The organism is Pseudomonas salomonii, assembly GCF_900107155.1.
Lineage (GTDB): Bacteria > Pseudomonadota > Gammaproteobacteria > Pseudomonadales > Pseudomonadaceae > Aquipseudomonas > Aquipseudomonas salomonii.
Window position 1 is genome coordinate 35,697 of the sequence record NZ_FNOX01000011.1, and the last position, 25,690, is coordinate 61,386.

27 protein-coding genes are annotated in these 25,690 nt (G+C 60.2%); 11 read left to right on the top strand and 16 right to left on the bottom strand.

Annotated features, from left to right (window positions below; all coding sequences use genetic code 11):
• Nucleotides 1-5 precede the first annotated feature (5 nt).
• The 3 genes from dsbA to BLV67_RS33400 all read right to left on the bottom strand — a co-directional run bounded on the left by dsbA (nt 6) and on the right by BLV67_RS33400 (nt 1,681).
• Nucleotides 6-641 (bottom strand): thiol:disulfide interchange protein DsbA, encoded by a 636-nt coding sequence (dsbA, locus tag BLV67_RS23515; protein ID WP_065931959.1) that lies wholly within the window; start codon nt 639-641, stop codon nt 6-8.
• A gap of 170 nt (nt 642-811) precedes the next feature.
• On the bottom strand, nt 812-1,438 hold the full coding sequence (locus tag BLV67_RS23520) for a c-type cytochrome (protein ID WP_069785819.1): 627 nt from the start codon (nt 1,436-1,438) through the stop codon (nt 812-814).
• A gap of 33 nt (nt 1,439-1,471) precedes the next feature.
• Nucleotides 1,472-1,681 carry a cytochrome gene (locus BLV67_RS33400; RefSeq protein ID WP_236371297.1) on the bottom strand — a complete coding sequence of 70 codons (210 nt, stop codon included), beginning with the start codon at nt 1,679-1,681 and terminating at the stop codon, nt 1,472-1,474.
• Nucleotides 1,682-1,885: 204 nt separating this feature from the next.
• Here BLV67_RS33400 and yihA point away from each other — a divergent pair, with 204 nt between their 5' ends.
• Nucleotides 1,886-2,527, top strand: coding sequence for a ribosome biogenesis GTP-binding protein YihA/YsxC (gene yihA, locus BLV67_RS23530; protein WP_065931961.1), 642 nt, complete (start codon nt 1,886-1,888; stop codon nt 2,525-2,527).
• 268 nt (nt 2,528-2,795) lie between these two features.
• Here the strand turns inward: yihA and polA are convergent, their stop codons facing one another.
• On the bottom strand, nt 2,796-5,573 hold the full coding sequence (gene polA, locus BLV67_RS23535; protein ID WP_065931962.1) for a DNA polymerase I: 2,778 nt from the start codon (nt 5,571-5,573) through the stop codon (nt 2,796-2,798).
• 74 nt (nt 5,574-5,647) lie between these two features.
• Between polA and BLV67_RS23540 the strand changes: the two genes are divergently transcribed.
• Both BLV67_RS23540 and BLV67_RS23545 read left to right on the top strand, forming a co-directional pair.
• Complete coding sequence (locus BLV67_RS23540) at nt 5,648-5,938, top strand: DUF2782 domain-containing protein (RefSeq protein ID WP_069785818.1); 291 nt, start codon at nt 5,648-5,650, stop codon at nt 5,936-5,938.
• A gap of 55 nt (nt 5,939-5,993) precedes the next feature.
• Nucleotides 5,994-6,947, top strand: a complete 954-nt coding sequence (locus BLV67_RS23545) for a homoserine kinase (RefSeq protein WP_068931965.1) — start codon at nt 5,994-5,996, stop codon at nt 6,945-6,947.
• A gap of 109 nt (nt 6,948-7,056) precedes the next feature.
• Here BLV67_RS23545 and BLV67_RS23550 read toward each other — a convergent pair whose 3' ends face one another.
• On the bottom strand, nt 7,057-7,986 hold the full coding sequence (locus tag BLV67_RS23550) for a zinc ABC transporter substrate-binding protein ZnuA (protein WP_069785817.1): 930 nt from the start codon (nt 7,984-7,986) through the stop codon (nt 7,057-7,059).
• Between the two features lie 58 nt (nt 7,987-8,044).
• Here BLV67_RS23550 and zur point away from each other — a divergent pair, with 58 nt between their 5' ends.
• Genes zur through BLV67_RS23570 form a run of 4 tightly spaced genes read left to right on the top strand, consistent with a single transcriptional unit; the run spans nt 8,045 to nt 10,850 of the window.
• Nucleotides 8,045-8,527 (top strand): zinc uptake transcriptional repressor Zur, encoded by a 483-nt coding sequence (zur, locus tag BLV67_RS23555; protein ID WP_056861009.1) that lies wholly within the window; start codon nt 8,045-8,047, stop codon nt 8,525-8,527.
• Nucleotides 8,527-9,312 carry a zinc ABC transporter ATP-binding protein ZnuC gene (znuC, locus tag BLV67_RS23560; RefSeq protein ID WP_065931967.1) on the top strand — a complete coding sequence of 262 codons (786 nt, stop codon included), beginning with the start codon at nt 8,527-8,529 and terminating at the stop codon, nt 9,310-9,312. The genes zur and znuC overlap by 1 nt, the downstream gene beginning before the upstream one ends.
• A complete protein-coding gene (znuB, locus tag BLV67_RS23565; RefSeq protein ID WP_058421933.1) occupies nt 9,305-10,093 on the top strand; it encodes a zinc ABC transporter permease subunit ZnuB in 789 nt (262 codons plus the stop codon). The genes znuC and znuB overlap by 8 nt, the downstream gene beginning before the upstream one ends.
• Nucleotides 10,094-10,130: 37 nt before the next feature.
• Nucleotides 10,131-10,850, top strand: a complete 720-nt coding sequence (locus BLV67_RS23570; protein WP_065931968.1) for a PA5502 family lipoprotein — start codon at nt 10,131-10,133, stop codon at nt 10,848-10,850.
• Nucleotides 10,851-10,962: 112 nt separating this feature from the next.
• On the opposite strand, the gene katE is transcribed toward BLV67_RS23570, so the two are convergent.
• The gene (gene katE / locus BLV67_RS23575) at nt 10,963-13,104 is read right to left on the bottom strand and encodes a catalase HPII (protein WP_065931969.1); all 2,142 of its coding nucleotides are present in this window, start codon (nt 13,102-13,104) and stop codon (nt 10,963-10,965) included.
• Nucleotides 13,105-13,371: 267 nt separating this feature from the next.
• Here katE and BLV67_RS23580 point away from each other — a divergent pair, with 267 nt between their 5' ends.
• Genes BLV67_RS23580 through BLV67_RS23590 form a run of 3 tightly spaced genes read left to right on the top strand, consistent with a single transcriptional unit; the run spans nt 13,372 to nt 15,877 of the window.
• A complete protein-coding gene (locus BLV67_RS23580) occupies nt 13,372-14,379 on the top strand; it encodes a methionine ABC transporter ATP-binding protein (protein ID WP_069785816.1) in 1,008 nt (335 codons plus the stop codon).
• On the top strand, nt 14,379-15,053 hold the full coding sequence (locus BLV67_RS23585) for a methionine ABC transporter permease (protein WP_065931971.1): 675 nt from the start codon (nt 14,379-14,381) through the stop codon (nt 15,051-15,053). The genes BLV67_RS23580 and BLV67_RS23585 overlap by 1 nt, the downstream gene beginning before the upstream one ends.
• 50 nt (nt 15,054-15,103) lie before the next feature.
• The gene (locus tag BLV67_RS23590) at nt 15,104-15,877 is read left to right on the top strand and encodes a MetQ/NlpA family ABC transporter substrate-binding protein (RefSeq protein ID WP_069785815.1); all 774 of its coding nucleotides are present in this window, start codon (nt 15,104-15,106) and stop codon (nt 15,875-15,877) included.
• A 336-nt stretch (nt 15,878-16,213) separates the two neighbouring features.
• Here BLV67_RS23590 and BLV67_RS23595 read toward each other — a convergent pair whose 3' ends face one another.
• The 6 genes from BLV67_RS23595 to BLV67_RS23620 all read right to left on the bottom strand — a co-directional run bounded on the left by BLV67_RS23595 (nt 16,214) and on the right by BLV67_RS23620 (nt 21,047).
• Nucleotides 16,214-16,543: a BRO-N domain-containing protein gene (locus BLV67_RS23595; protein ID WP_069785814.1), complete on the bottom strand. Its 330-nt coding sequence runs from the start codon at nt 16,541-16,543 to the stop codon at nt 16,214-16,216.
• 580 nt (nt 16,544-17,123) lie between these two features.
• Nucleotides 17,124-17,759: an SCO family protein gene (locus tag BLV67_RS23600; protein ID WP_056861000.1), complete on the bottom strand. Its 636-nt coding sequence runs from the start codon at nt 17,757-17,759 to the stop codon at nt 17,124-17,126.
• Entirely contained in the window at nt 17,756-18,655 is a 900-nt protein-coding gene (gene cyoE / locus BLV67_RS23605; RefSeq protein WP_069785813.1) for a heme o synthase, read from the bottom strand. The genes BLV67_RS23600 and cyoE overlap by 4 nt, the downstream gene beginning before the upstream one ends.
• On the bottom strand, nt 18,643-19,722 hold the full coding sequence (locus tag BLV67_RS23610; protein WP_069785812.1) for a COX15/CtaA family protein: 1,080 nt from the start codon (nt 19,720-19,722) through the stop codon (nt 18,643-18,645). Before BLV67_RS23610 ends, cyoE begins: the two co-directional genes overlap by 13 nt.
• Nucleotides 19,723-19,732: 10 nt before the next feature.
• Nucleotides 19,733-20,317 carry a hypothetical protein gene (locus tag BLV67_RS23615; protein ID WP_065931977.1) on the bottom strand — a complete coding sequence of 195 codons (585 nt, stop codon included), beginning with the start codon at nt 20,315-20,317 and terminating at the stop codon, nt 19,733-19,735.
• Nucleotides 20,283-21,047 (bottom strand): SURF1 family protein, encoded by a 765-nt coding sequence (locus tag BLV67_RS23620; RefSeq protein ID WP_065931978.1) that lies wholly within the window; start codon nt 21,045-21,047, stop codon nt 20,283-20,285. Before BLV67_RS23620 ends, BLV67_RS23615 begins: the two co-directional genes overlap by 35 nt.
• Before the next feature lie 43 nt (nt 21,048-21,090).
• Here BLV67_RS23620 and BLV67_RS23625 point away from each other — a divergent pair, with 43 nt between their 5' ends.
• Complete coding sequence (locus BLV67_RS23625) at nt 21,091-21,294, top strand: twin transmembrane helix small protein (protein WP_016969525.1); 204 nt, start codon at nt 21,091-21,093, stop codon at nt 21,292-21,294.
• A 6-nt stretch (nt 21,295-21,300) separates the two neighbouring features.
• On the opposite strand, the gene BLV67_RS23630 is transcribed toward BLV67_RS23625, so the two are convergent.
• The 4 genes from BLV67_RS23630 to coxB are packed head-to-tail and all read right to left on the bottom strand — an operon-like array spanning nt 21,301 to nt 25,605.
• On the bottom strand, nt 21,301-22,188 hold the full coding sequence (locus BLV67_RS23630; RefSeq protein WP_065931979.1) for a cytochrome c oxidase subunit 3: 888 nt from the start codon (nt 22,186-22,188) through the stop codon (nt 21,301-21,303).
• A gap of 35 nt (nt 22,189-22,223) precedes the next feature.
• Nucleotides 22,224-22,775 carry a cytochrome c oxidase assembly protein gene (locus tag BLV67_RS23635; RefSeq protein ID WP_056860996.1) on the bottom strand — a complete coding sequence of 184 codons (552 nt, stop codon included), beginning with the start codon at nt 22,773-22,775 and terminating at the stop codon, nt 22,224-22,226.
• A 60-nt stretch (nt 22,776-22,835) separates the two neighbouring features.
• Nucleotides 22,836-24,419, bottom strand: coding sequence for a cytochrome c oxidase subunit I (gene ctaD, locus BLV67_RS23640; RefSeq protein WP_053253655.1), 1,584 nt, complete (start codon nt 24,417-24,419; stop codon nt 22,836-22,838).
• A gap of 58 nt (nt 24,420-24,477) precedes the next feature.
• On the bottom strand, nt 24,478-25,605 hold the full coding sequence (gene coxB, locus BLV67_RS23645) for a cytochrome c oxidase subunit II (RefSeq protein ID WP_065931980.1): 1,128 nt from the start codon (nt 25,603-25,605) through the stop codon (nt 24,478-24,480).
• Between the last annotated feature and the right edge of the window lie 85 nt (nt 25,606-25,690).

Here is a 25,690-nt window from a genome sequence, read left to right on the forward strand (position 1 = left end):
CCCCCTTACTTGGCTGCGCGCTCTTTAGCGATCAGTTGGTCGGCAACATTAAGGGTTTGCTCAGGACCGCCGGTAGTGCCCAGGTCGAAACGGTATTTGCCGTTGACGATCATGGTTGGTACGCCTTGTACGCCATACTTCTTCGCGAGCTCCTTGGCCTGTTTGATTTGGCCCTGGATAGCGAAGGAGTTGAAGGTGGCCAGGAACTTGTCCTTGTCGACGCCTTGGGTGGCAACAAAGTCAGCCATTTCGTCAGGCTTGGTCAGGCGCTTGCCTTCTTTCTGAATCGCATTGAATACAGCGTTGTGAACCTTGTGCTCAACACCCATGGCTTCCAGGGTCAGGAACAGTTGGCCGTGGGCATCCCATGGGCCGCCGAACATGGCTGGAATGCGGCGGAAATTCACATCAGACGGAAGTTTTTCAACCCAAGGGTTGATGGTCGGCTCAAAAGCATAGCAATGCGGGCAGCCATACCAGAACAGCTCCACCACTTCGATCTTGCCTGGCTCCGAAACCGGCACCGGGGTAGCCAATTCAACATAGGTTTTACCGGCTTCAAGCGGCACATCGGCAGCTTGTGCGGTCATGCCGAAGAGGCTGGCAGTGACGAGAGCGGCGCTGAGGATCAGATTACGCATGCTTTACTCCTGGACAAATAAAGTCGCCTCACGCGACCTTTAGTTGTGACAGGTCTACGCGGGCATGAGTTCGTTAGTGTAACGGCACCGGCCACAAAAAAGGGCGGCCTAAGCCACCCTTTTTATGCTTGCATCGATGGATTAATCGAGCGTTAACGTCCCAGGCCCAATCAGTGCAGGCCCTGAATATAGCTGGACAGCGCTTCGATATCTTTATCCGAAAGTTTCGCCGCAATGTCAGTCATCATTTTGTTGCTGGCATCGCCATCGATGGAGCGAACCTTCTCGCGGAATTCCTTCAATTGCTTGGCAGTGTATTGGGCGTGCTGACCACTCAGATGAGGGAAACCCGCCTCGGCCAGCCCACCGCCACCTGCAATGTGACAAGCCTTACAGGCAGGCATGCCACCAATAGGCTGGTCTTCGGCGAGCTTGCCGCCTTGGAACAACGCCTGGCCTTTATCAACGAGCTTCGGATCAGCAGCTCCCACACTGCCTTTCTGGTTGGCAAAATACGCCGCGATGTCCGCCAGGTCCTGATCGCTGAGGTTGGTCAGCAGGCCGGTCATTTCCAGCACCGTACGCTTGCCGTCCTTGATGTCGTGCATCTGCTTGGTCAGGTAACGCTCGCCCTGGCCTGCCAGTTTGGGGAAGTTCGGCGCCGGGCTGTTGCCATCCGGTCCATGGCAAGCACCACATACGGCGGCTTTCGCCTGGCCCGCTGTAGCGTCGCCTGCAGCATGGGCAACACCGGTGATGCCCAAGGTCAACAGCAGACTCACGATCAGTTTGTTCATCAGCTAATCCAACTACGGCTAAGGGTTTAAGAGTTATCTACCGGGTTTACTCACCATCAATTCGTTGATGGCCTGGTAATCCTCAGTACTGCAGTCCATGCACAAACCACGCGGCGGCATTGCCTTGAAACCCTGAGTCACGTGTTGCATCAGCTTAGCCATGCAAACTCGGTTGTACAGCGCCTCCGGATCCTGTGTAGCCTGAGCGCCCAAAAGCGCGATCAGGACACCAAAAGCGCGCAACCATCAGGTCATACATCGACCTGTTCAGGGTTTGAGAGCGTTTTGCGTTCTAATGCGCAATGAAGGTCTTTCGCTCCCGTGAACTTCATCCTTCGCTGGGACAAAGCACACACAAAATCTGCGGCATTATATACTGGCGCTACTGAAACGGAAACGACACCGCTTGCCGCACCCTTTCTCGGCACCGCCCACATCGGAAATCTCATGCAACTCAAGAATCCCATCCTCGGCCTGTGCCAACAGTCCACGTTCATGCTCAGCGCCGCCAAAGTGGACCAATGCCCCGATGACGAAGGCTTTGAAGTCGCCTTTGCTGGCCGTTCCAACGCCGGTAAGTCCAGCGCGCTGAACACCCTGACCCACGCCAGCCTGGCGCGCACCTCGAAAACTCCGGGCCGCACGCAACTGCTCAACTTCTTCAAGCTAGACGATGATCGGCGTCTGGTCGACCTGCCGGGCTACGGTTATGCAAAAGTCCCTATCCCGTTGAAGCTGCACTGGCAGCGTCACCTTGAGGCTTACCTGGGTGGCCGCGAGAGTTTGAAGGGTTTGATTCTGATGATGGACATCCGTCATCCAATGACCGATTTCGACCTGCTGATGCTCGACTGGGCCGTCGCCAGCGGTATGCCAATGCATATCCTTTTGACCAAGGCCGACAAGCTGACCTACGGCGCAGCCAAGAACACCTTGCTCAAAGTGCAGTCTGAAATCCGTAAGGGTTGGGGCGATGCGATCACCATCCAGTTGTTCTCGGCGCCCAAGCGCATGGGCCTGGAAGACGCTTACACCGTGCTGGCCGGCTGGATGCAATTGGCAGACAAGGGCGCGGAAATCGCCGAATAACTTTTCTGCGGGCAAAAAAAACCCCGGACTTCGTATGGGGAGGGGAAGTTCGGGGTCCAAGTTCCGGACCGCTAGGGCGGGGTCCAGATATCTGCCAACACTTAACACAACATAGGAGCATTGAAGGGCTTCACCACCCATTCAGTAACTCTGAGTAGCAGTTCACGGGTTAAGTTCCGGCAGGTCAAAAAACTATTGGAAATAACCTGAGGCGCTTTCTGATCTAAAGCGCTCTGCCATCACCCTCGGCAATGGCAGAGCCGCGCTGTCAGTGTGCTTCGTCCCAGTTATCGCCCACACCCACATCCACCACCAACGGCACGTCCAGCCTGGCCGCCGCGCTCATATGCTCGCGGATCTTCTCGCTGACTTGCTCCACCAGATCCTCACGCACCTCAAGCACCAATTCATCGTGCACCTGCAGGATCACCTTGGCGTCCAGGCCCGACTCGGTCAGCCAGTTGTCCACCAGCACCATGGCTTTCTTGATGATATCCGCCGCAGTGCCTTGCATCGGTGCGTTGATCGCCGTGCGCTCAGCGGCTGCGCGCTCCTGGGGCTTGTTGGAGTTGATGTCCGGCAGGTACAGCCGCCGCCCGAAGAAGGTTTCAACATAACCCTGATCGGCCGCCTGGGCGCGGGTGCGCTCCATGTATTCACGAACGCCCGGGTAGCGCGCAAAGTACACATCAATGTAGGCCTTGGCGGTCTTGGTATCGACGCCAATGTCCTTGCCGAGCTTCTGCGCGCCCATGCCGTAGATCAAGCCAAAGTTAATGGCCTTGGCACTGCGGCGCTGGTTCGACGTGACCTCTGTCAGCTCAACCTTGAACACTTCGGCGGCGGTGGCGGTGTGCACGTCCAGGTCATTACGGAACGCATTCATCAGCCCCTCGTCCTTGGACAGGTGCGCCATGATCCGCAGCTCGATCTGCGAATAGTCCGCCGCCAGCAATTTGTAGCCTTTGGGCGCGACAAACGCCTGGCGAATGCGCCGCCCTTCGGCAGTGCGCACCGGGATGTTCTGCAGGTTAGGGTCACTGGACGACAAACGCCCGGTGGCCGCCACCGCCTGATGATAAGACGTGTGAATACGCCCGGTACGCGGGTTGATCTGCTCCGGCAGGCGATCGGTGTAGGTGCTTTTGAGCTTGCTCATGCTGCGGTACTGCATCAGTACCTTGGGCAGCAGGAAGTCATCTTCGGCCAGCTTGGCCAACACTTCTTCAGCCGTGGATGCCTGGCCTTTGCCGGTCTTTTTCAGTACCGGCAAACCGAGTTTTTCGTAGAGGATCGCCCCGAGTTGCTTGGGCGAGCCCAGGTTGAACGTTTCACCGGCGATCTCAAACGCCTGGCGCTCCAGCTCCACCATCTTGTTGCCCAGCTCGATACTCTGGATGCCCAGCAGCGCCTTATCCACCAGTGCGCCCTGGCGCTCGATACGCGCCAGCACCGGCACCAAGGGAATTTCGATGTCGGTCAGCACACTGGCAAGGCTTGGAATGGCTTCAAGCTGTGCATGCAACGCCTGGTGCAGGCGCAGCGTCACGTCGGCATCTTCGGCCGCGTAAGGGCCAGCCTGCTCAAGCGGGATCTGATCAAACGTCAGCTGCTTGGCGCCTCTGCCGGCGATGTCCTGGAAACTGACGGTGTCGTAGTCCAGGTACTTCTTGGCCAGGCTGTCCATGTCGTGCCGGGTCGCGGTGGAGTTCAGCACGTAGGATTCGAGCATGGTGTCGAAAGCGATCCCGCGCACGGTAATACCGTTGGCCTGATCGCCGCCGATGGCACAGTTGGCCAGGATGTTCATATCAAACTTGGCGTGCTGGCCGACCTTGAGCTTGGTCGCGTCCTCCAGCAACGGCTTCAAAGCCAGCAGTACTGTGTCACGGTCCAGTTGTTGCGGCGCGCCGATGTAGGAATGGGTCAGCGGGATGTAGGCCGCTTCATGGGGCTGCACGGCAAAGGAGACGCCGACCAGTTGCGCCTGCTGCGCATCGATCCCAGTGGTTTCGGTGTCGAACGCGAACAATTTTGCGGCGTTGAGCTTTTTCAGCCAGGCATCGAATGTCGCCTGGTCGAGGATCGTGGTGTAGGACGCTTCTGCGGGTGCCGCGACGTCGACGGCCTCTTCAACAACAGGCGCAGCCTTGAGCTCAACGCGCTTGGCATCACGCTGAATCTCATCAAACCAGCTCTTGAACTCCAGCAGCGTGTACAGCTCCAGCAGCTTTTCGCGGTCCGGCTCGATCAGGTGCAAATCATCCAGGCCCACATCCAGCGGCACGTCGACCTTGATCGTCGCCAACTGATAGGACAGGAATGCCATCTCCTTATGCTCTTCCAACTTGGCCGGCAGCGTCTTGGCACCACGGATGGGCAAGGTCGGCACGATATCCAACTGCTCATACAGCTCTTTGATGCCGCCATTCACGCCCACCAGCAAGCCGGAAGCCGTCTTCGGACCAATCCCCGGCACGCCTGGGATGTTGTCGGACGAATCGCCCATCAACGCCAGATAGTCGATGATCTGCTCCGGAGCGACACCGAATTTCTCCTTCACGCCCTCGATGTCCATCGAGCTACCGGTCATGGTGTTGACCAAGGTAATGTGCCCGTCGACCAGCTGCGCCATGTCCTTGTCGCCGGTAGAGATCACCACCGGACGGTCAGCCGCCGCGCTGCTGCGGGCCAGGGTGCCGATCACATCGTCGGCCTCGACGCCTTCAACGCACAGCAACGGGAAGCCCAGGGCGATCACACTCTGGTGCAGTGGCTCGATTTGCAGGCGCATGTCATCGGGCATGCTCGGGCGGTTGGCCTTGTATTCAGCGAACATCTCATCGCGAAAAGTCCCACCCTTGGCGTCGAACACCACCGCGAACGGGCTGTTCGGGTACTGCTTGCGCAGGCTTTTGAGCATGTTCAACACGCCCTTGACCGCACCGGTGGGCAGGCCTTTGGACGTGGTCAGCGGTGGCAACGCGTGGAAGGCGCGGTACAAATAAGAAGAACCGTCCACCAGGACGAGGGGGGCTTGGCTCATGAGCAGGATCAACCTTTTCGGCGGGTCAGGCGCTAGAATAGCCGGACCAATGACGACAAAGGGACAAGGTTATCATGCGTACAGTAAATCGCCTGTTGTTGACCGGCTTGATTGCACTCACTCCGATAGTGGCCACGGCGGCAGATACTGCACAGTCGGGCGACCCGGAAGTTACCATTCGCACGGAAGGCGACAGGACCATTCAGGAATATCGCCAAAACGGCTTCCTGTACGCAATCAAGATAACCAAGAAGGGTTTCAAACCGTATTTCCTGGTGCGCTCGGACGGAACCGATGCGAACTTCATCCGCTCTGACCAGCCGGATATGCTGATCCCGTCATGGAAGATCTTCGAATGGAAATGATTTCTTAATTTTAACCGGCGCCGCACACCGCGGCGCCCGTACTGGCAGTTTAAACATGTCTGTGTTCACCCCCCTGGCTCGGCCCGAGCTGGAAACCTTTCTCGCCCCTTACGGGCTCGGCCGCCTGCTTGATTTCCAGGGGATTGCCGCGGGTAGCGAAAACACCAACTTCTTTATCAGCCTGGAACAAGGCGAATTCGTCCTGACCCTGGTTGAGCGCGGCCCAGTGGCGGAAATGCCATTCTTCATCGAACTGCTCGATGTACTCCACGACGCCGACCTGCCGGTGCCTTACGCCCTGCGTACCACCGACGGCGTGGCACTTCGCGAACTCAAGGGCAAACCGGCGCTGTTGCAACCGCGCCTGGCCGGCAAGCACATCAAGGACGCCAACGCACAGCATTGCGCCCAGGTCGGCGACCTGCTCGGCCACCTGCACCTGGCGACCCAAGGCGACAAAGTGCTGGAGCGCAAGACCGATCGCGGTTTGGAGTGGATGCTCACTGAAGGCGCGCAGCTTATTTCACACCTGAACGACGCCCAGCAGCGCCTGCTGCAAGCGGCCTTGAGCGAAATCGAAGCCCACAAGGCCGACATCCTCGCCCTGCCGCGCGCCAACGTGCACGCCGACCTGTTCCGCGACAACGCGATGTTCGAAGGCACGCACCTCACCGGCTTGATCGACTTCTACAACGCCTGCTCAGGCCCGATGCTGTACGACGTGGCCATCGCCCTGAATGACTGGTGTTCGGATGCAGACGGCGTGATAGACGGCCAGCGCGCCCGCGCCTTGCTGGGCGCCTACGCGGGGCTGCGGCCGTTTACCGCCAAGGAGGCCGAGTTGTGGCCGACCCTGCTGCGCGTGGCGTGTGTGCGCTTCTGGCTGTCACGCCTGATCGCCGCGGAATCATTTGCCGGGCAAGATGTGTTGATCCATGACCCGGCCGAGTTCGAGCATCGGCTGGTGCAGCGTCAGCAGGTCACCGTCCACCTGCCGTTCGCACTTTAAAATGTGGGAGCGGGCTTGCTCGCGAATGCGCAGTGTCAGTAAATACATCTATTACTGATCCACCGCATTCGCGAGCAAGCCCACTCCCACATGGGTTATGTATTTGCAGTTAGAGCGACTCCAGGCACCCGGCCAAGTCATTCCCCAGCTTCTCCAGCACCTGCTCGTAACCCTGCGCCGTCGCCGGGGTATAACCGCCCAACGCATCCAGCTCCGCCAACTTCACCGGCAAACCCGCCACCAGCGTTTCGGCCAAACGCGGACGCAACGGCGGCTCGCTGAATACACAGGTTTTACCCACTTCCTGCAAACGCGTACGCATCGCCGCCACATGCTGGGCGCCCGGCTGCACTTCGGCGGCCACGCTGAACACGCCGGTGTGCTTGAGCCCGTAAGCGTCTTCGAAGTAGTCAAATGCCTCGTGGAACACGAAGTACGGCTTGTCGCCGACGGTGGACAGACGCGCCTTCAAGCGTGCGTCCAACGCATCCAGGCGCTCATCGAATGCCTTCACGTTGCTCTGATAACGCGCGGCATTGGCCGGGTCGGCAGTGCTGAGGTCAGACGCCATACGCGCCGCAATCACCCGAGCATTGACCGTCGACAACCACAGGTGCGCATCCAGGCTGCCAGGGCGGTGATCGTGGTCGTGTTCGTCGGCATCATCGGCATGGGAGTGGCTATCTTCGGCGAACCGACGCAATTTCATCCCAGGCAAGTCCTGAACTGCCACGGTCGGCAGGCTACGCCCCTTGAGCACGCGCGGCAGGAAGCTTTCCATGTCCGGGCCGATCCAATACAACAGGTCCACCGACTGCACGCGCCGTACGTCGGATGGGCGCAACGCATAGTTATGCGGCGATGCACCGGGCGGTAACAGCACCTCTGGAATCGCCACGCCGTCCTGCACGGCGGCGGCAATCAACTGCAATGGTTTGATGCTCGTCAGCACCTTGACCTCAGCCTGAGCGGCCCCAGCGATGAACAAACTGGTGACAAATACGACAAAAACGGGAAAAAGTCGGGACACGATGACCACTCAATGGCGTAGGAACAGGTAACATAATAACGTCTCTATCAAATGTCTGTCGCCGCTCATGCCTAAAACACCGCTTGCCAGCCGTCCCCACGACCACTCTCACTGCGTACACACTGCGCTGTCAGAGGCCGATACCCTGTGCGCGCAGAAAGGCTTGCGCCTGACCGCCCTGCGTCGTCGGGTGCTGGAGTTGGTGTGGCAAAGCCACAAGCCGCTGGGCGCCTACGACATTCTTGGCGTGCTCAGCGAGCAGGACGGCCGCCGTGCCGCGCCGCCGACGGTGTACCGCGCGCTGGATTTTTTGCTGGAAAATGGCTTGGTACACCGTATCGCCTCGCTCAACGCCTTTGTCGGCTGCAGCCACCCGGAACACGCGCACCAGGGCCAGTTCCTGATCTGCCGCGAGTGCCATGCCGCCATCGAGCTTGAACAAAAAAGCATCAGCGACGCCATCGTCAAAAGCTCCGCCGACGTGGGCTTCAAGGTCGAAGGGCAAACGGTCGAAGTAGTGGGGCTCTGCTCCGGTTGCCAGGGGGCTTGATGAGCAACGCGTTAATCCGCCTGGAACAGGTTGGGGTCACGTTCGCCGGGCAAAACGTGCTGGATAACATCGCCCTGAGCGTGGAGCCTGGGCAGATCGTGACGCTGATCGGCCCCAATGGCGCCGGCAAGACCACGCTGGTGCGCGCCGTGCTTGGCCTGCTCAAGCCCGACACTGGCAGCGTGTGGCGCAAGCCCAAGCTGCGCGTCGGTTACATGCCGCAAAAATTACACGTCGATCCAACGCTGCCGCTGTCGGTACTGCGCTTCCTGCGCCTGGTGCCTGGCGTCGACCGCGCGCGCGCCCAGGCGGCGCTCAAGGAAGTCGGCGCCGAACAGGTCATCGACAGCCCGGTGCAGAGCATCTCCGGCGGCGAAATGCAGCGCGTATTGCTGGCCCGCGCCCTGTTGCGCGAGCCCGAACTGCTGGTACTTGATGAGCCCGTTCAAGGCGTCGATGTTGCCGGCCAGGCCGAGCTGTACAGCCTGATCACCCGCCTGCGCGACCGCCATGGCTGCGGCGTGCTGATGGTCTCCCACGACTTGCACCTGGTGATGAGCACCACGGATCAAGTGGTGTGCCTCAACCGCCACGTATGCTGCTCCGGCCACCCGGAACAGGTGAGCGGCGACCCGGCATTCGTCGAGCTGTTCGGCAAAAACGCCCAGAGCCTGGCGATTTACCACCACCATCACGACCACGCCCATGATTTGCATGGCGCCGTGGTCGACGATCCCGCTACGCCTAAACCCCACGTTCATGGAGATAGCTGCAAGCATGGCTGATTTTCTGCTCTACGCCCTGCTGGCAGGCTTGGCTTTGGCACTGGTGGCGGGCCCCTTGGGCTCGTTCGTGGTCTGGCGGCGCATGGCCTATTTTGGCGACACGTTGTCGCATGCCGCGCTGCTGGGCGTGGCTATGGGGTTTTTGCTGGATGTAAGCCCGACCATCGCCGTCACCGTAGGCTGCCTGCTGCTGGCAGTGCTGCTGGTAACCCTGCAACAGCGCCAGCCGCTGGCCTCCGACACGCTGCTGGGCATCCTCGCGCCAAGCACGCTGTCGCTGGGCCTGGTGGTGCTGAGCTTTATGCATGAAGTGCGCATCGACCTGATGGCCTACCTGTTCGGCGACTTGCTGGCGATCAGCCCTACCGACTTGGCCTGGATCCTCGGCGGCAGCGCTGCCGTGCTGGTGCTGTTGGTCACCCTGTGGCGCCCGTTGCTGGCAATTACCGTGCACGAAGAGCTCGCCACCGTGGAAGGTTTGCCCGTGCCGGCGCTGCGCATGACCCTGATGCTGTTGATCGCCGTGGTGATTGCTGTCGCAATGAAGATTGTCGGCGTATTGTTGATCACGTCGCTGTTGATCATTCCCGCAGCCGCCGCCCAGCGCCATGCCCGCTCACCCGAGCAGATGGCGATCGGCGCCAGCCTGCTGGGCATGCTCGCCGTGTGCGGGGGCCTGGCGCTGTCCTGGTTCAAGGACACGCCGGCCGGGCCGTCGATTGTGGTCACGGCCGCCGCCCTGTTTCTGCTGAGTTTTGTCCTGCCCCGTCGAGGGGTGTAGACTTGCTCGCTTTTTGCGCAAATAGAGAGTCGCAGGAATGAAGCCGTTCAACTCCCGTTATCTGCTCCTTGCCGCATTTTCCCTGCTGCTGGGCGCCTGCCAAAGCACACCGCCCGTCGCCCCTCAGGCGCAGGACCCGCGTGCTGCGGCCATCGCGCAGCTGGAGCAAAACCTGGCCAGCAGTGAACTGGCCACCGCCGAAGACGAACTGGCCGCGCTGCAAGCCCAGTCGCCCAACGACCCGGCGCTGGAAAACTATCAGCGCCAATTGGCCGAAGCCTACCTGCAGCGCAGCCAGATCGTGTTGCAAAAAGGTGACGTGAATGCCGCCGCTACGGCGTTAAGCCGCGCACGCGCCTTGATGCCCAAGGCCCCGGCGCTCACGGGCGGCGTCAACAGCGCCATCAGCCACGCCCGCAAAGCCGAGCTGGATAAAGCCGAAGCCGCCCTGAAAGCCGCTGAAGCCAAGCCACCCGCCAAAGTCATCGACCCGGCGGCTCAAAGCACCACGGTTGCGTTGAACCTCACCGATATTGAAGAACTTCGCCATCAGTTGGATGCGATCGCCACCGATGTGGTGAATTACCAGTGCGATGTAACCATTCAGGCGCCGCGCACCCAGGATTACCCGTGGCTGGCCACGTTGCTGACCAAACGGGTGAAGCGCATTGATTCAGCGTATGACCTGAAGATTCACCGGCAGATTGTGAAACACATCCCGGCGCAGGTTGTGTTGATTCCGCGCAAAACCGAGTAAAGCCATTCGCGAGCAAGCCCGCTCCCACCTTTGACCGCATTCCAAACTTGGAACTAGGTCAAAGGTGGGAGCGGGCTTGCTCGCGAAGGCGGTCTAACAGCCAACCAAAAGCTTAAGCCGGAATCGCCTTGGCCTTAGGCTCCCGCGCCCACACCCGATGCTGCGCAATCGCCGCAAAGAATGCCTTGAACGCCTTGGCATCCGCGCCAACGATCAACCCCGCATCCGCCTCCAGCTTGAGCTGATCCAGCAACGACTTGGCCTCACTGGCAACCGCAATCGCCTTCAAGTGCTTGTACGCCTCCAACAGGAAGTGCAACGCCACGCCATCACCGCTCAGCGCCTTGATCGACTCTTTACCGCCCGGTACGAACACCGCATCAAACGCAACCGACGGCATGCCTTCCATCGACGCATCCACCGGCAGGCTCTTGCCATCCGCAGTCTTCACCGGTGCCGACGTCGGCCCCAGCAGCTTGGCATGCGCACCTTCGGCGGCCAGCGCCGTCTTCAGCGCCGCGATCGCCGCGCCATCCACACCGTTAGCCGCAAGAATCGCGACTTTGCGCGTTTTGATATCGCCCGACAGCAGGTTCACCTGGCTCAACGCCGGCGACTCTTTGAGCGACGTCTTGCGTGGCGGTACGGTGCCTTTGGTCGGTGCCGGCAAGCCGAGGTTCTGGGCAACGCGCTTGGCCAGTTCCAGGTCGATATTGGCGAGGATCTCGTTGACCTGACGCGCGCGAATAAACTCACGCTCCACCTTGCCCAACTCGAAGCTGTAAGCCGCGATGATGTGCTCTTTCTCGTGGTGGCTCATGCTGTGGAAAAACAGCGTGGCTTGGGAGAAATGGTCGCCGAACGACTCACTGCGCTCACGCACCTTGTTGGCGTCGACACGCTCGTAATACGTTTCGAACCCGCCATCTTGAGCCGCTGGTGGCGTTTCTTTCGGCCAACCGCCATCAATCGAGTTCGGCTCGTAGGACGCACGACCCTTGTCGATCACCGTGCGATGCTGGGCATCACGCTGGCCGTTATGGAAAGGCGTGACCGGCCGGTTGATCGGCAGCTCATGAAAGTTCGGGCCACCGAGTCGGCTGATCTGCGTATCGGTGTAGGAAAACAGACGGCCTTGCAGCAGTGGGTCGTTGGTGAAGTCGATACCCGGCACGATATGGCCGGGGCAAAAGGCGACCTGTTCGACCTCGGCAAAGAAGTTGTCCGGGTTGCGGTTGAGCACCATTTTGCCCAGCGGCGTAATCGGCACCAGCTCTTCGGGGATGATTTTGGTCGGGTCGAGCAGGTCGAAGTCGAACTTGTGCTCGTCCTCTTCGGCGACGATTTGCACGCCCAATTCCCACTCAGGGTAGTCGCCGCCCTCGATCGCTTCCCACAGGTCGCGACGGTGGTGATCGGTGTCTTTACCGGCAAGCTTTTGCGCTTCGTCCCACACCAGCGAGCAGGTGCCGACTTTCGGGTGCCAGTGGAATTTAACGAAGCTGGACTTACCTTCGGTATTGATCAACCGGAAGGTGTGAATGCCAAACCCCTGCATCGAGCGCAGGCTTTTCGGAATGGCACGGTCGGACATGGCCCACAGCACCATATGCGCCGATTCCGGCTGCAGCGAGACGAAATCCCAGAACGTGTCGTGGGCCGAGCCGCCGGTAGGAATTTCGTTGTGCGGCTCAGGTTTTACGGCGTGCACAAAGTCAGGAAACTTGATTGCATCCTGAATGAAGAAGATCGGCATGTTGTTGCCCACCAGATCGAAGTTGCCTTCGTCGGTGAAGAACTTCACGGCAAAGCCACGCACGTCACGCACGGTATCGCCCGAACCACGCGGGCCTTGCACGGTAGAGAAACGCACGAACACCGGGGTTTTATGCTCCGGGTTGCGCAGGAACCCGGCCTTGCTCAGCGCCGAATGGTTCTGATACGTCTGGAAATAACCATGGGCGCCGGTGCCACGGGCATGCACGATGCGCTCCGGGATGCGCTCATGGTCAAAGTGCGTGATTTTCTCACGCATGATGAAGTCTTCCAGCAGCGAGGGGCCACGGGCGCCGACTTTAAGGGTGTTCTGGTTATCGGAAATCTTTACGCCCTGGTTGGTGCGCAGCGCCTGGCCGGTCGCATCGGAGCGAAATTCTTCCAGGGCCTGCAGCTTGGCGTTGGTGTTGCCGCGGTCCACGGTATCGGTGCCCGCAAGCTCACTCTTGGGCGGGGTGGCTGGCTTCTTGGTACTCATCAGGCAAAACTCCTTAATCAAAGTGGCCAGAGCGGACCCCCGGCTCGTTTGAGCAAAACCCCAGGCACGGCACCTGAGGAAATCGCGTTGCTTAAGTAGTGACTGATGGGGTTTTTAGCCGTTCCTTTTTTATGACCTTTGATCGCGTTATTGCCAAATCGCTGGTTGAATGCGAAATAAATGCTAAGAAACGCTATACGGACAGGCTAAAATGCGCGCCCGGCTAACCGCTGATCCCTTTTCCATGCGCCCCACAAGGTTCGCTACGTGATCGAGTTTCATAACGTCCATAAAACCTACCGCGTCGCCGGTAAGGAAATCCCCGCACTGCACCCCACCAGCCTGCGCGTCGAGAACGGCCAGGTGTTCGGCCTGATTGGCCACTCCGGTGCGGGCAAAAGTACCCTGCTGCGCCTGATCAATCGCCTGGAACAGCCAAGCGGCGGTCAGATCAACGTCGATGGTGAAGAAGTCACCGCCCTGGACGCCAACGGCCTGCGCCGTTTTCGCCAGCAAGTCGGGATGATCTTCCAGCACTTCAACCTGCTGGCGTCCAAGACCGTTGCCGACAACGTGGCGCTGCCACTGACCCTGGCCGGCGAATTGTCGCGTAAAGACATCGACCTGCGCGTGGCTGAGTTGCTCGCCCGCGTGGGCCTGTCGGACCATGCCAGGAAGTACCCGGCGCAGTTGTCCGGCGGCCAGAAGCAGCGTGTCGGTATCGCCCGCGCCCTGGCGACCAAGCCAAAAATTCTGCTGTGCGACGAAGCCACCAGCGCTCTCGACCCGCAAACCACCGCCTCGGTGCTGCAACTGTTGGCTGAGATCAACCGCGAGCTGAAGCTGACCATCGTGCTGATCACCCATGAAATGGACGTGATCCGCCGCGTGTGCGATCAGGTGGCCGTGATGGACGCCGGTGTGATCGTCGAGCAAGGCTCGGTGGCCGAGGTGTTCCTGCACCCCAAGCACCCGACCACCAAGCGCTTTGTGCAAGAAGCCGAGCAAGTCGATGAAGGCGAGCAGCGTGACGCGTTTGCCCATGTACCGGGCCGCATCGTGCGCCTGACGTTCCAGGGCGAAGCGACCTACGCGCCATTGCTGGGGACCGTCGCCCGCGAAACGGGCGTGGACTACAGCATCCTCGCCGGTCGCATCGACCACATCAAAGACACCCCCTACGGGCAACTGACCCTGGCCATCACCGGCGGTGACATGGAAGCGGCCTTCGCCCGCTTTACCGCAGCCGATGTGCACATGGAGGTACTGCGTTAATGGACGCGTTACTGCATTATTTCGACAAAGTTGACTGGGCCGACATCTGGGTTGCCACCGGCGACACCATGCTGATGCTCAGCACCTCGCTGGTTTTCACCGTACTGGTTGGCTTGCCGCTGGGCGTTCTGCTGTTTCTGTTCAGCCCGCGTCAGTTGCTCGAGCAGAAAGCCACCTATGGCGTGCTGGCATTTATCGTCAACGCCATACGCTCTCTGCCGTTTATCATTCTGCTGATTGTGATGATCCCTACGACGATCTTCATCACCGGCACTTCGCTCGGCGTGGCCGGCGCGATTCCACCCTTGGTGGTGGGCGCTTCGACGTTCTTCGCGCGACTGGTGGAAACTGCATTGCGCGAGGTGGATCGCGGCATCATCGAGGCGACTCAAGCCATGGGCGCCACCACTCGGCAGATCATCACCAAGGCACTGCTGCCCGAGGCTAAACCCGGCATCATTGCGGCAATCACCGTCACTGCCATTGCCCTGGTGGGTTACACCGCCATGGCCGGCGTCGTGGGTGCTGGCGGGCTGGGTGACCTGGCGATCCGCTATGGTTACCAGCGCTTCCAGGACGACGTGATGGTCGTCACCGTGGTGATGTTGATTGTGCTGGTACAGATTCTGCAAACCATCGGCGATAAGCTGGTGACACACTACTCTCGAAAATAACGGCCATTGTCGGCCCCCGCCGGCACATGCCCGAACAAGGAGCTTGTTGGATGAAAAAACTACTGGTTGCTTTCGCCGCCGTTGCCGCGTTTTCTGCCCACGCTGCCGAGACTATTACAGTCGCTGCATCGCCGGTGCCCCACGCGGAAATCCTCGAATTCGTGAAGCCTGAACTGGCCAAAGAAGGCGTGGACTTGCAGGTCAAAGTCTTCACCGACTACGTGCAGCCAAACGTACAGGTGGCTGAAAAGCGCCTGGACGCCAACTTCTTCCAGCACCAGCCGTATCTGGATGAGTTCAACAAAACCAAGGGCACACACCTGGTGAGCGTTGCCGCGGTACACCTGGAGCCTCTGGGCGCCTACTCCAGCAAGTACAAGAAGCTGGAAGACCTGCCAAGCGGCGCCAACGTCGTGATCCCGAATGACGCCACCAACGGCGGTCGCGCCCTGTTGCTGCTGGCCAAGCACAACCTGATCACCCTGAAGGACCCGACCAACATCCTGTCGACCATCAAGGACATCAGCGGCAACCCGAAAAACCTGAAATTCCGCGAACTGGAAGCCGCGACCCTGCCGCGCGTGCTGACCCAGGTCGACTTGGCGCTGATCAACACCAACTACGCCCTGGAAGCCAAGCTGGACCCATCCAAGGACGCCCTGGTGATCGAAGGCAACGACTCGCCTTACGTAAACATCCTGGTGACCCGCGACGACAACAAAGATTCGGACGCCGTGAAGAAGCTGGTTGCAGCCCTGCACACGCCGCAAGTGAAAGCGTTCATTCTTGAGAAGTACAAAGGCGCGATTCTGCCGGCGTTCTGATCAAACCCGATCGTCACAACACCGAAGATCAAAATGTGGGAGCGGGCTTGCTCGCGAATGCGGAGTGTCAGTCACCCAATTTATTGACTGAACCACCGCCTTCGCGAGCAAGCCAGCTCCCACAGGGGATTTGTGTAGTTGGTTGGGGTGGCGACTGATCGTTCCCACGCTCCGCGTGGGAATGCAGCCCGGGACGCTCTGCGTCCCGCTGTTGAGGTCGTGACGCAGAGCGTCACAGGAGGCATTCCCACGCAGAGCGTGGGAACGATCATCCTGCTGACCCGCCGCTATCGCAGGCAAGCCAGCTCCCACATTTGTTTTGTGTGGCTTTTGCTGTCAGCGCAGGGCCGGTATCACCTCATGGGTTAACCATTGGCGCAGGCACCGATTCTCCGGGTAATAGTGGTAGATAAGCAGCGCGTAGACGCCAGACTCACTGACCATCAACGTCGGCGCACAGTGGCCATGAGTGATCAGGGGCAGGGTGTGTTGCTGGTCGGGATCGAGCTTGCGCAGTAGCGCCGGGTTCAGGTGCAGGCCCATCAGATGGCCGATGTCGCAGGCGCTGAACCATGGCTGGTCTTCTATCAGCACGGCATGCAGCTGGTGATGGTGTCGAGTGAAGACTTTGGGTGTGATCGGTGGATCAGGGGTAAGTGTTTGCATTGGGACAACTCCGGGTATAAACAGGAGCTGCCAACAGCCTTCCTACGGGCATGGGTGGCAGCCATACGCGGGGTAGGAACCGAGTACCCGGGGATCTCAGCCACGTCGAAACGTGCCCGCGCATAGCCGCCGCGACTGATAGTACGGGCACAAAAAAAACGCCGCAATCAGACGATGGCGCTATGACGCCAAGGGTACATAAAAGGGTTCCTACGCCCTGTCACTGAATTTGCAGCGACAGGCCAAAGACTAGCCACCCCAAGACCGTCCAACAAGTTCACGCACAGCGCGACAACACGTGGGAAATCTCCGACGACACCCTGTTCAACCCTTGCACAAAAACCACTGTGGGAGCGGGCTTGCTCGCGAATGCGGAGTGTCAGTCACCCAATTTATTGACTGAACCACCGCCTTCGCGAGCAAGCCAGCTCCCACAGGTGATTTGTGTAGTTTGCTAGGGAGGCGAGTGATCGTTCCCACGCTCCGCGTGGGAATGCAGCCCGGGACGCTCTGCGTCCCGCTGTTGAGGTCGTGACGCAAAGCGTCACAGGAGGCATTCCCACGCAGAGCGTGGGAACGATCATTTGCGCTGTAGCAAACCCGGCAACTGCGCCACCAGCTTTTGATTATTCAGCGGCGCACGAATAAACCCACGCTGCGTCCCATCCGGGCCGATCAGCGCCAGGTTGCCGCTGTGGTCCACGGTGTAATTGGGCTTGCTGGTATCGGCCGGAATAAACGGAATGCTCACCGCGTTCGAGACTTTCTGCACATCCTCCACATTCGCACCGGTCAGGCCTTCGAACTGGGGGTCGAAATAGCCCAGGTACTGCTTGAGCTGGGTCGGCGTGTCGCGGTTCGGGTCAACGCTGACCAGGATCACCTGCAACTTATCCACCGCCTCTTTAGGCAGCTCGCTCTTGATCTGGCGCAGTTGCGCGAGGGTGGTCGGGCAGATATCGGGGCAGAAGGTATAACCAAAGAACAGCAGGCTCCACTTGCCTTTCAACTCATTGACCACCACTGGCTGGCCGTCCTGATTGGTCATGGTCACCGGCGGCAGCTGGCGGCTTTGCGGCAGCAGGATAATGCCGGCGTCGATCAGTGCGGTAGGGTCGCCCTGGCCTTTGCCGCTGAGCACTTTGTTAACGGTCAGGCCCATGATCAACGCGACGATGGCCACCAGGATAAAGACGGTTTTTTGAGTTCGAGTCATAGGTTCAACAATAAGTAGTGGTCTACGAGCAGCGCGATAAACAGCAGCAGCAAGTACCAGATAGAGTACTTGAAGGTGTTGATCGCCGCGTGCGGCTTGCTGCCACGGTACAGCACCCAGGCCCATTGCAGAAAGCGCCCGCCCAATACCAGCGCACACGCCAGGTACAGCAGGCCGCTCATATGGATCACATAAGGCATAAAGCTCACCGCCAGCAGGGCGAAGGTGTAGAGCAGGATATGCACCTTGGTGTAGTGCTCGCCGTGGGTGACCGGCAGCATCGGGATATCGGCCTTGGCGTATTCCTCTTTGCGGTGAATGGCCAGGGCCCAGAAGTGCGGCGGGGTCCAGGCAAAAATGATCAGCACCAGCAGCAGCGGCTCGGCACTGACATGCCCGGTGACAGCCACCCAGCCGAGCAGCGGCGGCGCAGCACCGGCCAGGCCGCCGATGACGATATTTTGTGGCGTGGCGCGCTTGAGAAAGCCGGTGTAGATCACCGCGTAACCCAGCAATGAGGCCAACGTGAGCCAGGCCGCCAACGGGTTGGTGAACGCCAGCAACAAGGCCAAACCTGCAACAGCCAGAAACAATGCAAAGGCCAATGCCGCCACCGGTGACACGCGCCCTTCTGCCATCGGCCGTTTATGGGTGCGCGCCATCACTGCATCAATGCGCCGATCCACCACATGGTTGACCGCGGCCGCACCACCGGCGCACAGGGCAATGCCCAAATTGCCGAACACCAGCACCGTCCACGGCACTCCGGCGCGGGTCGCGAGGAACATGCCCACCAAGGACGTGATGAGCATCAGCACCACCACTTTCGGCTTGGTCAGCTCCAGGTAATCCCGCCAGATCGCCTGATCGTGACGCGCGCCGATCAAGGTCGCCATGGCATCTCTCCTTTAAGGGTGATGAGGCCCGACACGTGTTTGCGCGGGATAAAACGCCAGCCAAACGGCAGCTGATTGCGCACCCGCACCAGGCTGGTTCGGGCGTGGTAATTGACCAGCACCAGCGTCAGCAATAAACCCGCTCCACCGGCGTTGTGCCCGACCGCTACCGGCAGTGGCAAGCCGAACGCCACATTGCTCACGCCCAGGCAGATTTGCGCCGCCAGGGCGATCAACAGCAAGCCTGCCAGCCGCGTCATGCCCACGGCGCGCAATTGCCAGGCCAGGCCCAGCAACACCAGCGTCACCAGTACCGCGCCGATGCGATGGGTCAGGTGGATGGCCGTGCGCGCTTCACTGTCGAGCTGGCCGCCGAGGTAATTGGGGCCGATATGCTGAGTGAGGTGAAACCCGTTGGCAAAGTCCGCCGCCGGCCACCACTCGCCATGGCATGTCGGCAGGTCGACACAGGCCACGGCCGCGTAGTTGGAACTGACCCAACCACCCAACGCGATCTGCCCGATCACCAGCACCAACCCAGCTGTCGCCCAATATTGCAGGCGCTTGGGTACGATCAGCGCGGGCAACACGCCGGACAGTCGCAAGGTGAGTAAAAACAACAGGCTCAATGTGGCAAAGCCGCCGAGCAAATGCCCCGTGACCACTTGCGGCCACAGCTTCAATGTCACCGTCCACATACCGAACGCCGCCTGGGCAAACACCACCGCCAACAAAAACAGCGGCAATTTCACTGGCTGCCCCGGATCACGCCGATGGCTCCACGAACGCGCCGCCAGCAGCAGGATCAGCAAGCCCAAGGTGCCGGCAAAGTAGCGATGGGTCATCTCGGCCCAGCCCTTGTCGGCCTCTACCGGCGTATCGGGAAAATGCAGCTCGGCATGCGCCAGCTGGGCTTCGCTTTGCGGCACGCTGATAAACCCGTAGCAGCCGGGCCAGTCCGGGCAGCCGAGGCCGGCGTGGGTCAGGCGCGTATAGGCGCCGAGCAGCACGACCAGCAGCGCCAGCAAGGTGGCAAACAACGCGAGGCGAAATCCAGGTTTGGCCATGACGATGCCCTTATCCGATGTTCGACAGTTTCAGCAGCAGGCGCAGGTCGTTGAGCAAGTCCTTGCCCTTGACCTTGGCGTCGTAGCGCAGCACCAGGTTGCCGTGGGGGTCGACGATCCACAGTTGCGCCTCACCCGGCGCGGCCGCGTTTTTACTGAAGGTGGTCAGGTCCAGCGGGTAGCGCTGCAGTTGCGGGTATTCGGCCTTGAGCTTGGCGTCGTAATCCGTGCTCACCGGTTGCGCGCCGGCCAGTGCATGGCTGGCGCGCGAGGCATCGCGGCCCAGGCTGATTTGCAGCTGGCGCGCCAGGTACACCAGTTGCTGGCAGTCGGCGGCGCAGGCGGTGGGCGCGGTAACCAGCAGTTGCCAACGCTCTTCATCGGCCTGCACGCCGATGTCGGCGCGGGTCTGGCCGTTGCCGATCATCTCGCCGTGGTAGCTGCGGCTGTCGGGCACCCAGAACTGCAACTTGTACATAAAGGTGGCCAGCGCCATCGGGCCGATCACCATCATCAAAATCAGAATCAGCTGCCAGCGGCCTTTGCGCCGGTCGGGCGCCTCAGACGTGCTGGGTGGATTCATGGCCGCTCCCATGGGGTTTCTCCTTTTTGTTATGCCATCCGAGGTAGAGGTAAAGCGCCAGCAACGCCAGTGCCATGGCGAACCACTGCACGGCGTAGCCCAAGTGTTTTTCCGGGCCCATGGCGACCACCGGCCAGGTCGTGTCGTAGGTGCCGGGGCCAGGCTCGGCGCGCAGCTCAAAGGCGAAACCGCTGCGGCCCAACTCAGCCCAAAGCGCGGCGGGATGCAGCGCAGTCAGCAAGCGCGGCCATTGCGTGGTGGCGGGGTCGGCGTGCAGTTGGAAGGTTTCGCCGGGGGCGACGTACACCCAGGCATCCAGATTCAACGGTTGTTCAGGCGTGGTGAACACGGGCGGCGTGCGCCGGTCCGGCCAGGGCAGCCAGCCGCGATTGAGTAACAGCCATTCGCCGCTGGCCTGGTCATGAAAGGGCTGCAAGAGCTCAACACCGGGCTTGCCGTCGCGCATACGGTTGTCGAGCAGCACGCTGTGTTCGGCGTCGAATTGGCCGCGCAGGCGCACACGGCGAAAGGCCGGGTCAGCCATGCCCTGAAGCTGAACGCTGCTGACCGGCTCAGCCACGCGCCGTTCGGCATAGCTGTCCACCAGCCGCTGTTTTTCATGCCCGCGAGCCAGTTGCCAGAACCCCAAACCCACCATCAACGGCAGTAATACGAGCACCACCAGCGTGGGAACGAGCCCTGGGCGAAAGTCTTTTATGGCGCTGGCTATACTTGTTTTCATTGCCCGCCTTTTCATTGCCCGCCCATCCGAATGGAACCTGACCATGCTCAAAGCAGCCATTGCCCTGATGCTGATCGCGACTGTCGTGAGCCTGTTCAGTGGCTTGTTCTTTCTGGTCAAGGACGAGGGCAACTCCAACCGCCTCGTCACTGCCTTGACCGTGCGTGTTGTACTGGCCGCGATCACCGTGGGCTTGATCGCCTGGGGCTTTTTCAGCGGCCAGTTGGTCTCTCATGCACCGTGGTAAAACGCCTCACAGCACGTAAACGAAGAAAAACAGGCCGATCCACACCACATCCACAAAGTGCCAATACCAACTGGCCGCCTCGAAACCGAACTGGTGCTCGGCGTTGAAGTGCCCCTTGAGGATGCGCATCAACATCACGAACAGAATGAGGGTGCCGATAGTCACGTGGGCGCCGTGAAAGCCGGTGAGCATGAAGAACGTCGCGCCGTACACGCCCGAGCCGAGGGTCAGGCCCAGCTCTTTGTAAGCGTGCATGTACTCCTCGGCCTGAAAGCCCAAAAACGCCCAACCCAGCAGCACGGTCAGCGCCAGCCAGATTTTCAGCGCGCCGCGATGGCCTTTGCGCAACGCGTGGTGGGCGATGGTGATGGTCACGCTGGAGCTGACCAGCAAGATCGTATTGACCAGCGGCAAGCCCCACGGGCTGATGGTGCCTTCGGGCGGCGGGTACAGTTTCGGGTCAGGATTGTTGAGCAGCGGCCAGGCAAATTCGAAGTTCGGCCACAGCATGTGTGCGACGCCCTTGGAGCCTTCGCCCGCCAGCCATGGCGCGGACATATGCCGCACGTAAAACAGTGCGCCGAAGAACGCGATAAAGAACATCACCTCGGAAAAGATGAACCAGGTCATGCCCCAGCGGAACGAGCGGTCCATCTGCGCGCTGTACAAACCCGCGCGGCTTTCCTTGATTACCGCGCCGAACCAGCCGAACAACATGTAGGCCAGCAACAGGCCGCCGACGAAAAAGATCCACGGGCCGTGGGATTCCGGGCGCGCCGCCTTGAGGTCGTTGAACCACACGGCCAGGCCGTACACCGTGATCAACATGCCAAACGTAGCAATTATTGGCCATTTGCTTTGCGCTGGTACGTAGTACGTATCATGAGACGACATGTATTCGCTCTCCTGATTGAGGGGGCAAACAGTAGCTAGCCGCCGGTACGGACGGCCACCGGCGGTTGGCGCGCAGTGATGTCAAACAGCGTGTATGCCAGGGTCAGATGCTTCACATCCTTGGGCATGGCGCGATCGACGATAAAGCGCACGGGCATTTCAATGCGCTGACCTGGCTGCAGCACTTGCTGGGTGAAGCAAAAACATTCGGTCTTGTGGAAATACATCGCCGCTTCGGCCGGGGAAATACTCGGTACAGCCTGGGCAGTCATGGGTTTGTCAGTGGGGTTGTAGGCCACGAACAGCATCTCGGTGACGGCGCCGGGGTTGACCACCACCTCATCGGCTTTGGAGTGGAATTCCCAGACCATGTCGATAGCATTGGTGGACATGAACTGCACGCGCACCTGACGCGTAGGGTCCACCAACTGCTCACCTTCGTACTGCCCGGCGGTCTTGCCGTTGATGCCGAATGCCTTGCACATCACGTCGTAGATCGGCACCAGGGCAAAGCCGAAGGCGAACATGGCCACAACCAGGATCAGCAGGCGAGTGACCAGGCGCTTGATGGGGACGGACTCAAGCATGGCGCTCACCCAAGGCGAATGCGCTCCCACACTGACGGTGTTCACAGCGCGATAAAGCGTTCACTTGACCTCCGGCGGCGTCGTAAACGTGTGGTACGGCGCAGGCGAGGGGACGCTCCATTCCAGGCCTTCAGCGCCATCCCACGGCTTGGCCGGCGCTGGCGGGCCGCCACGGATGCACTTGATCACGATAAACAGGAAGAAGATCTGCGTGGCGCCGAACATGAACGCGCCAATCGAGGACACCATGTTGAAATCGGCGAACTGCAGGTTGTAGTCCGGCACCCGGCGCGGCATGCCGGCCAGCCCCACAAAGTGCATCGGGAAGAACGCCATGTTCATGCCCACAAAAGACAGCCAGAAGTGCAGCTTGCCCAGGGTTTCGTCGTACATGTGGCCGGTCCATTTCGGCAGCCAGTAGTAGGCCGAGGCGAAGATGCCGAAGATCGCGCCGGGCACCAGTACGTAATGGAAGTGCGCCACCACAAAGTAGGTGTCGTGGTACTGGAAGTCCGCCGGGGCAATCGCCAGCATCAGCCCGGAGAAACCGCCGATGGTGAACAGAATCACGAAGGCCACCGCAAACAGCATCGGTGTCTCAAAGGTCAGCGAGCCTTGCCACATGGTGCTGACCCAGTTGAACACCTTCACGCCCGTGGGCACTGCAATCAGCAGCGTGGCGTACATGAAGAACAACTCGCCCACCAGGGGAATGCCCACCACGAACATGTGGTGCGCCCACACGATGAACGACAGGAACGCGATGCTCGCCGTGGCGTAGACCATCGAGGTGTAGCCGAACAGCGGCTTGCGCGAAAAGGTCGGGATGATCGAGCTCACGGCGCCAAACGCCGGCAGGATCATGATGTACACCTCAGGGTGGCCGAAGAACCAGAACACATGCTGGAACAACACCGGGTCACCACCACCGGCGGCACTGAAGAAGCTGGTGCCGAAGTGGATGTCCATCAACATCATGGTCACGCAACCGGCCAGCACCGGCATCACCGCGATCAGCAGGAAGGCGGTGATCAGCCAGGTCCAGACGAACAGCGGCATCTTCATCAAGGTCATGCCCGGCGCGCGCAGGTTGAGGATGGTGGCGACCACGTTGATTGCGCCCATGATCGAGCTGATGCCCATCAGGTGAATGGCAAAGATGAAGAACGTCACGCTTTCCGGCGCGTAGGTGGTGGAGAGCGGGGCGTAGAAGGTCCAGCCGAAATTCGGCCCGCCGCCCGGCGTGAACAACGTCGAGACCAGCAGCAGGAACGCCGCCGGCAACAGCCAGAAACTGAAGTTGTTCATGCGCGGCAAGGCCATGTCCGGGGCGCCGATCATCAGCGGGATCATCCAGTTGGCCAGGCCAACGAACGCCGGCATCACCGCGCCAAACACCATGATCAGGCCGTGCATGGTGGTCATCTGGTTGAAGAACGCCGGCTGCACAATCTGCAGACCGGGCTGGAACAACTCGGCGCGAATCACCATGGCGAATGAGCCGCCGAGCAGAAACATGGTGAAGGCGAACCACAGGTACAGGGTGCCGATGTCTTTGTGGTTGGTGGTCAGCACCCAGCGCATCAAGCCTTTGGCGGGGCCGTGGGCATGGTCGGCATGACCATGGTCGATCACAGTGCTCATGGCCGTTCTCCTGCAAAGGAAGGGGCTGTGCGGTTCAGGGCATACGCAGTTGAGGCCGTCATTTGCTTTCCGCCTGTTTCAGAGCCAGCACGTCTTTGGGCGTGACCATGTCGCCTTTGTTGTTGCCCCAGGCGTTACGCTCGTAGGTGACCACGGCGGCGATATCGACTTCCGACAACTGTTTGCCGAACGCCGCCATGGCGGTGCCGGGCTTGCCGAAGTACACGCGGTGCAGGTGATCTTCCTTGGGCCCGATGGCAATCGGCGAGCCTTTGAGCGCCGGGAACATCGGCGGCAGGCCCTGGCCTTCGGCCTGGTGACAGGCCACGCAGGTGGTGTGGTAAACCTTGTCGCCACGCGCCACCAGTTCGTCCAGCGTCCACTCTTTGGAGGTCAGTTCCTTGAGCTTGGCGGTCTCTGCTTTGCGCTCGCCCAGCCAGGTGTCGTAGTCGGCCTTGGATTTGACCTCGACCACAATCGGCATAAAGCCGTGGTCCTTGCCGCACAGCTCGGCGCACTGGCCACGGTAGATGCCGGGCTTCTCGACCCGGGTCCAGGCCTCGTTGACGAAGCCGGGGATCGCATCGCGCTTGACCGCAAAGGCCGGCACCCACCAGGAGTGGATCACGTCGGCGGCCGTCACCAGAAAGCGCACCTTGGCGCCCACCGGCAGCACAAGCGGCTGGTCGACTTCGAGTAAATAGTGCTCGCCTTTGGTGGCCTGGTTATGGATCTGCTCGGCGGGCGTGGCCAGGTTGCTGAAGAACTCCACGTCCTGGCCCAGGTATTTGTAGTGCCACTTCCACTGATAGCCGGTGACCTGGATATCGATATCCGACTCACTGCTGTCGTAGATGTTGATCAGGGTTTTGGTTGCCGGGATGGCCATGGCCACCAGGATCAGCAAGGGCACTACGGTCCAGAGGATTTCCACGGTGGTGCTCTCGTGGAACTTGGCCGCCACCTGGCCCGTGGACCGGCGGTGCAGGATCATCGACCAGAACATCGCGCCAAACACGACGATGCCGATCACCACACAGATCCAGAAAATGGTCATGTGCAGGTCAAACACGGCGTGACTGACTTCAGTAGCCCCTGGCGCCATATTCGTTGTCCAGGCGGCGTGCGCCTGGCCGAATACTGACCACAACAGTAGGCCCATCCAAACGTGTGGATGTCGCGTCATTGCGGGTTCCCCTTTATGTTTCTTGTTATCCCGCCGGTTTGCACCTGCGGCGAAGGGAGCGGCTTCCATACTGCTTACAACCGCC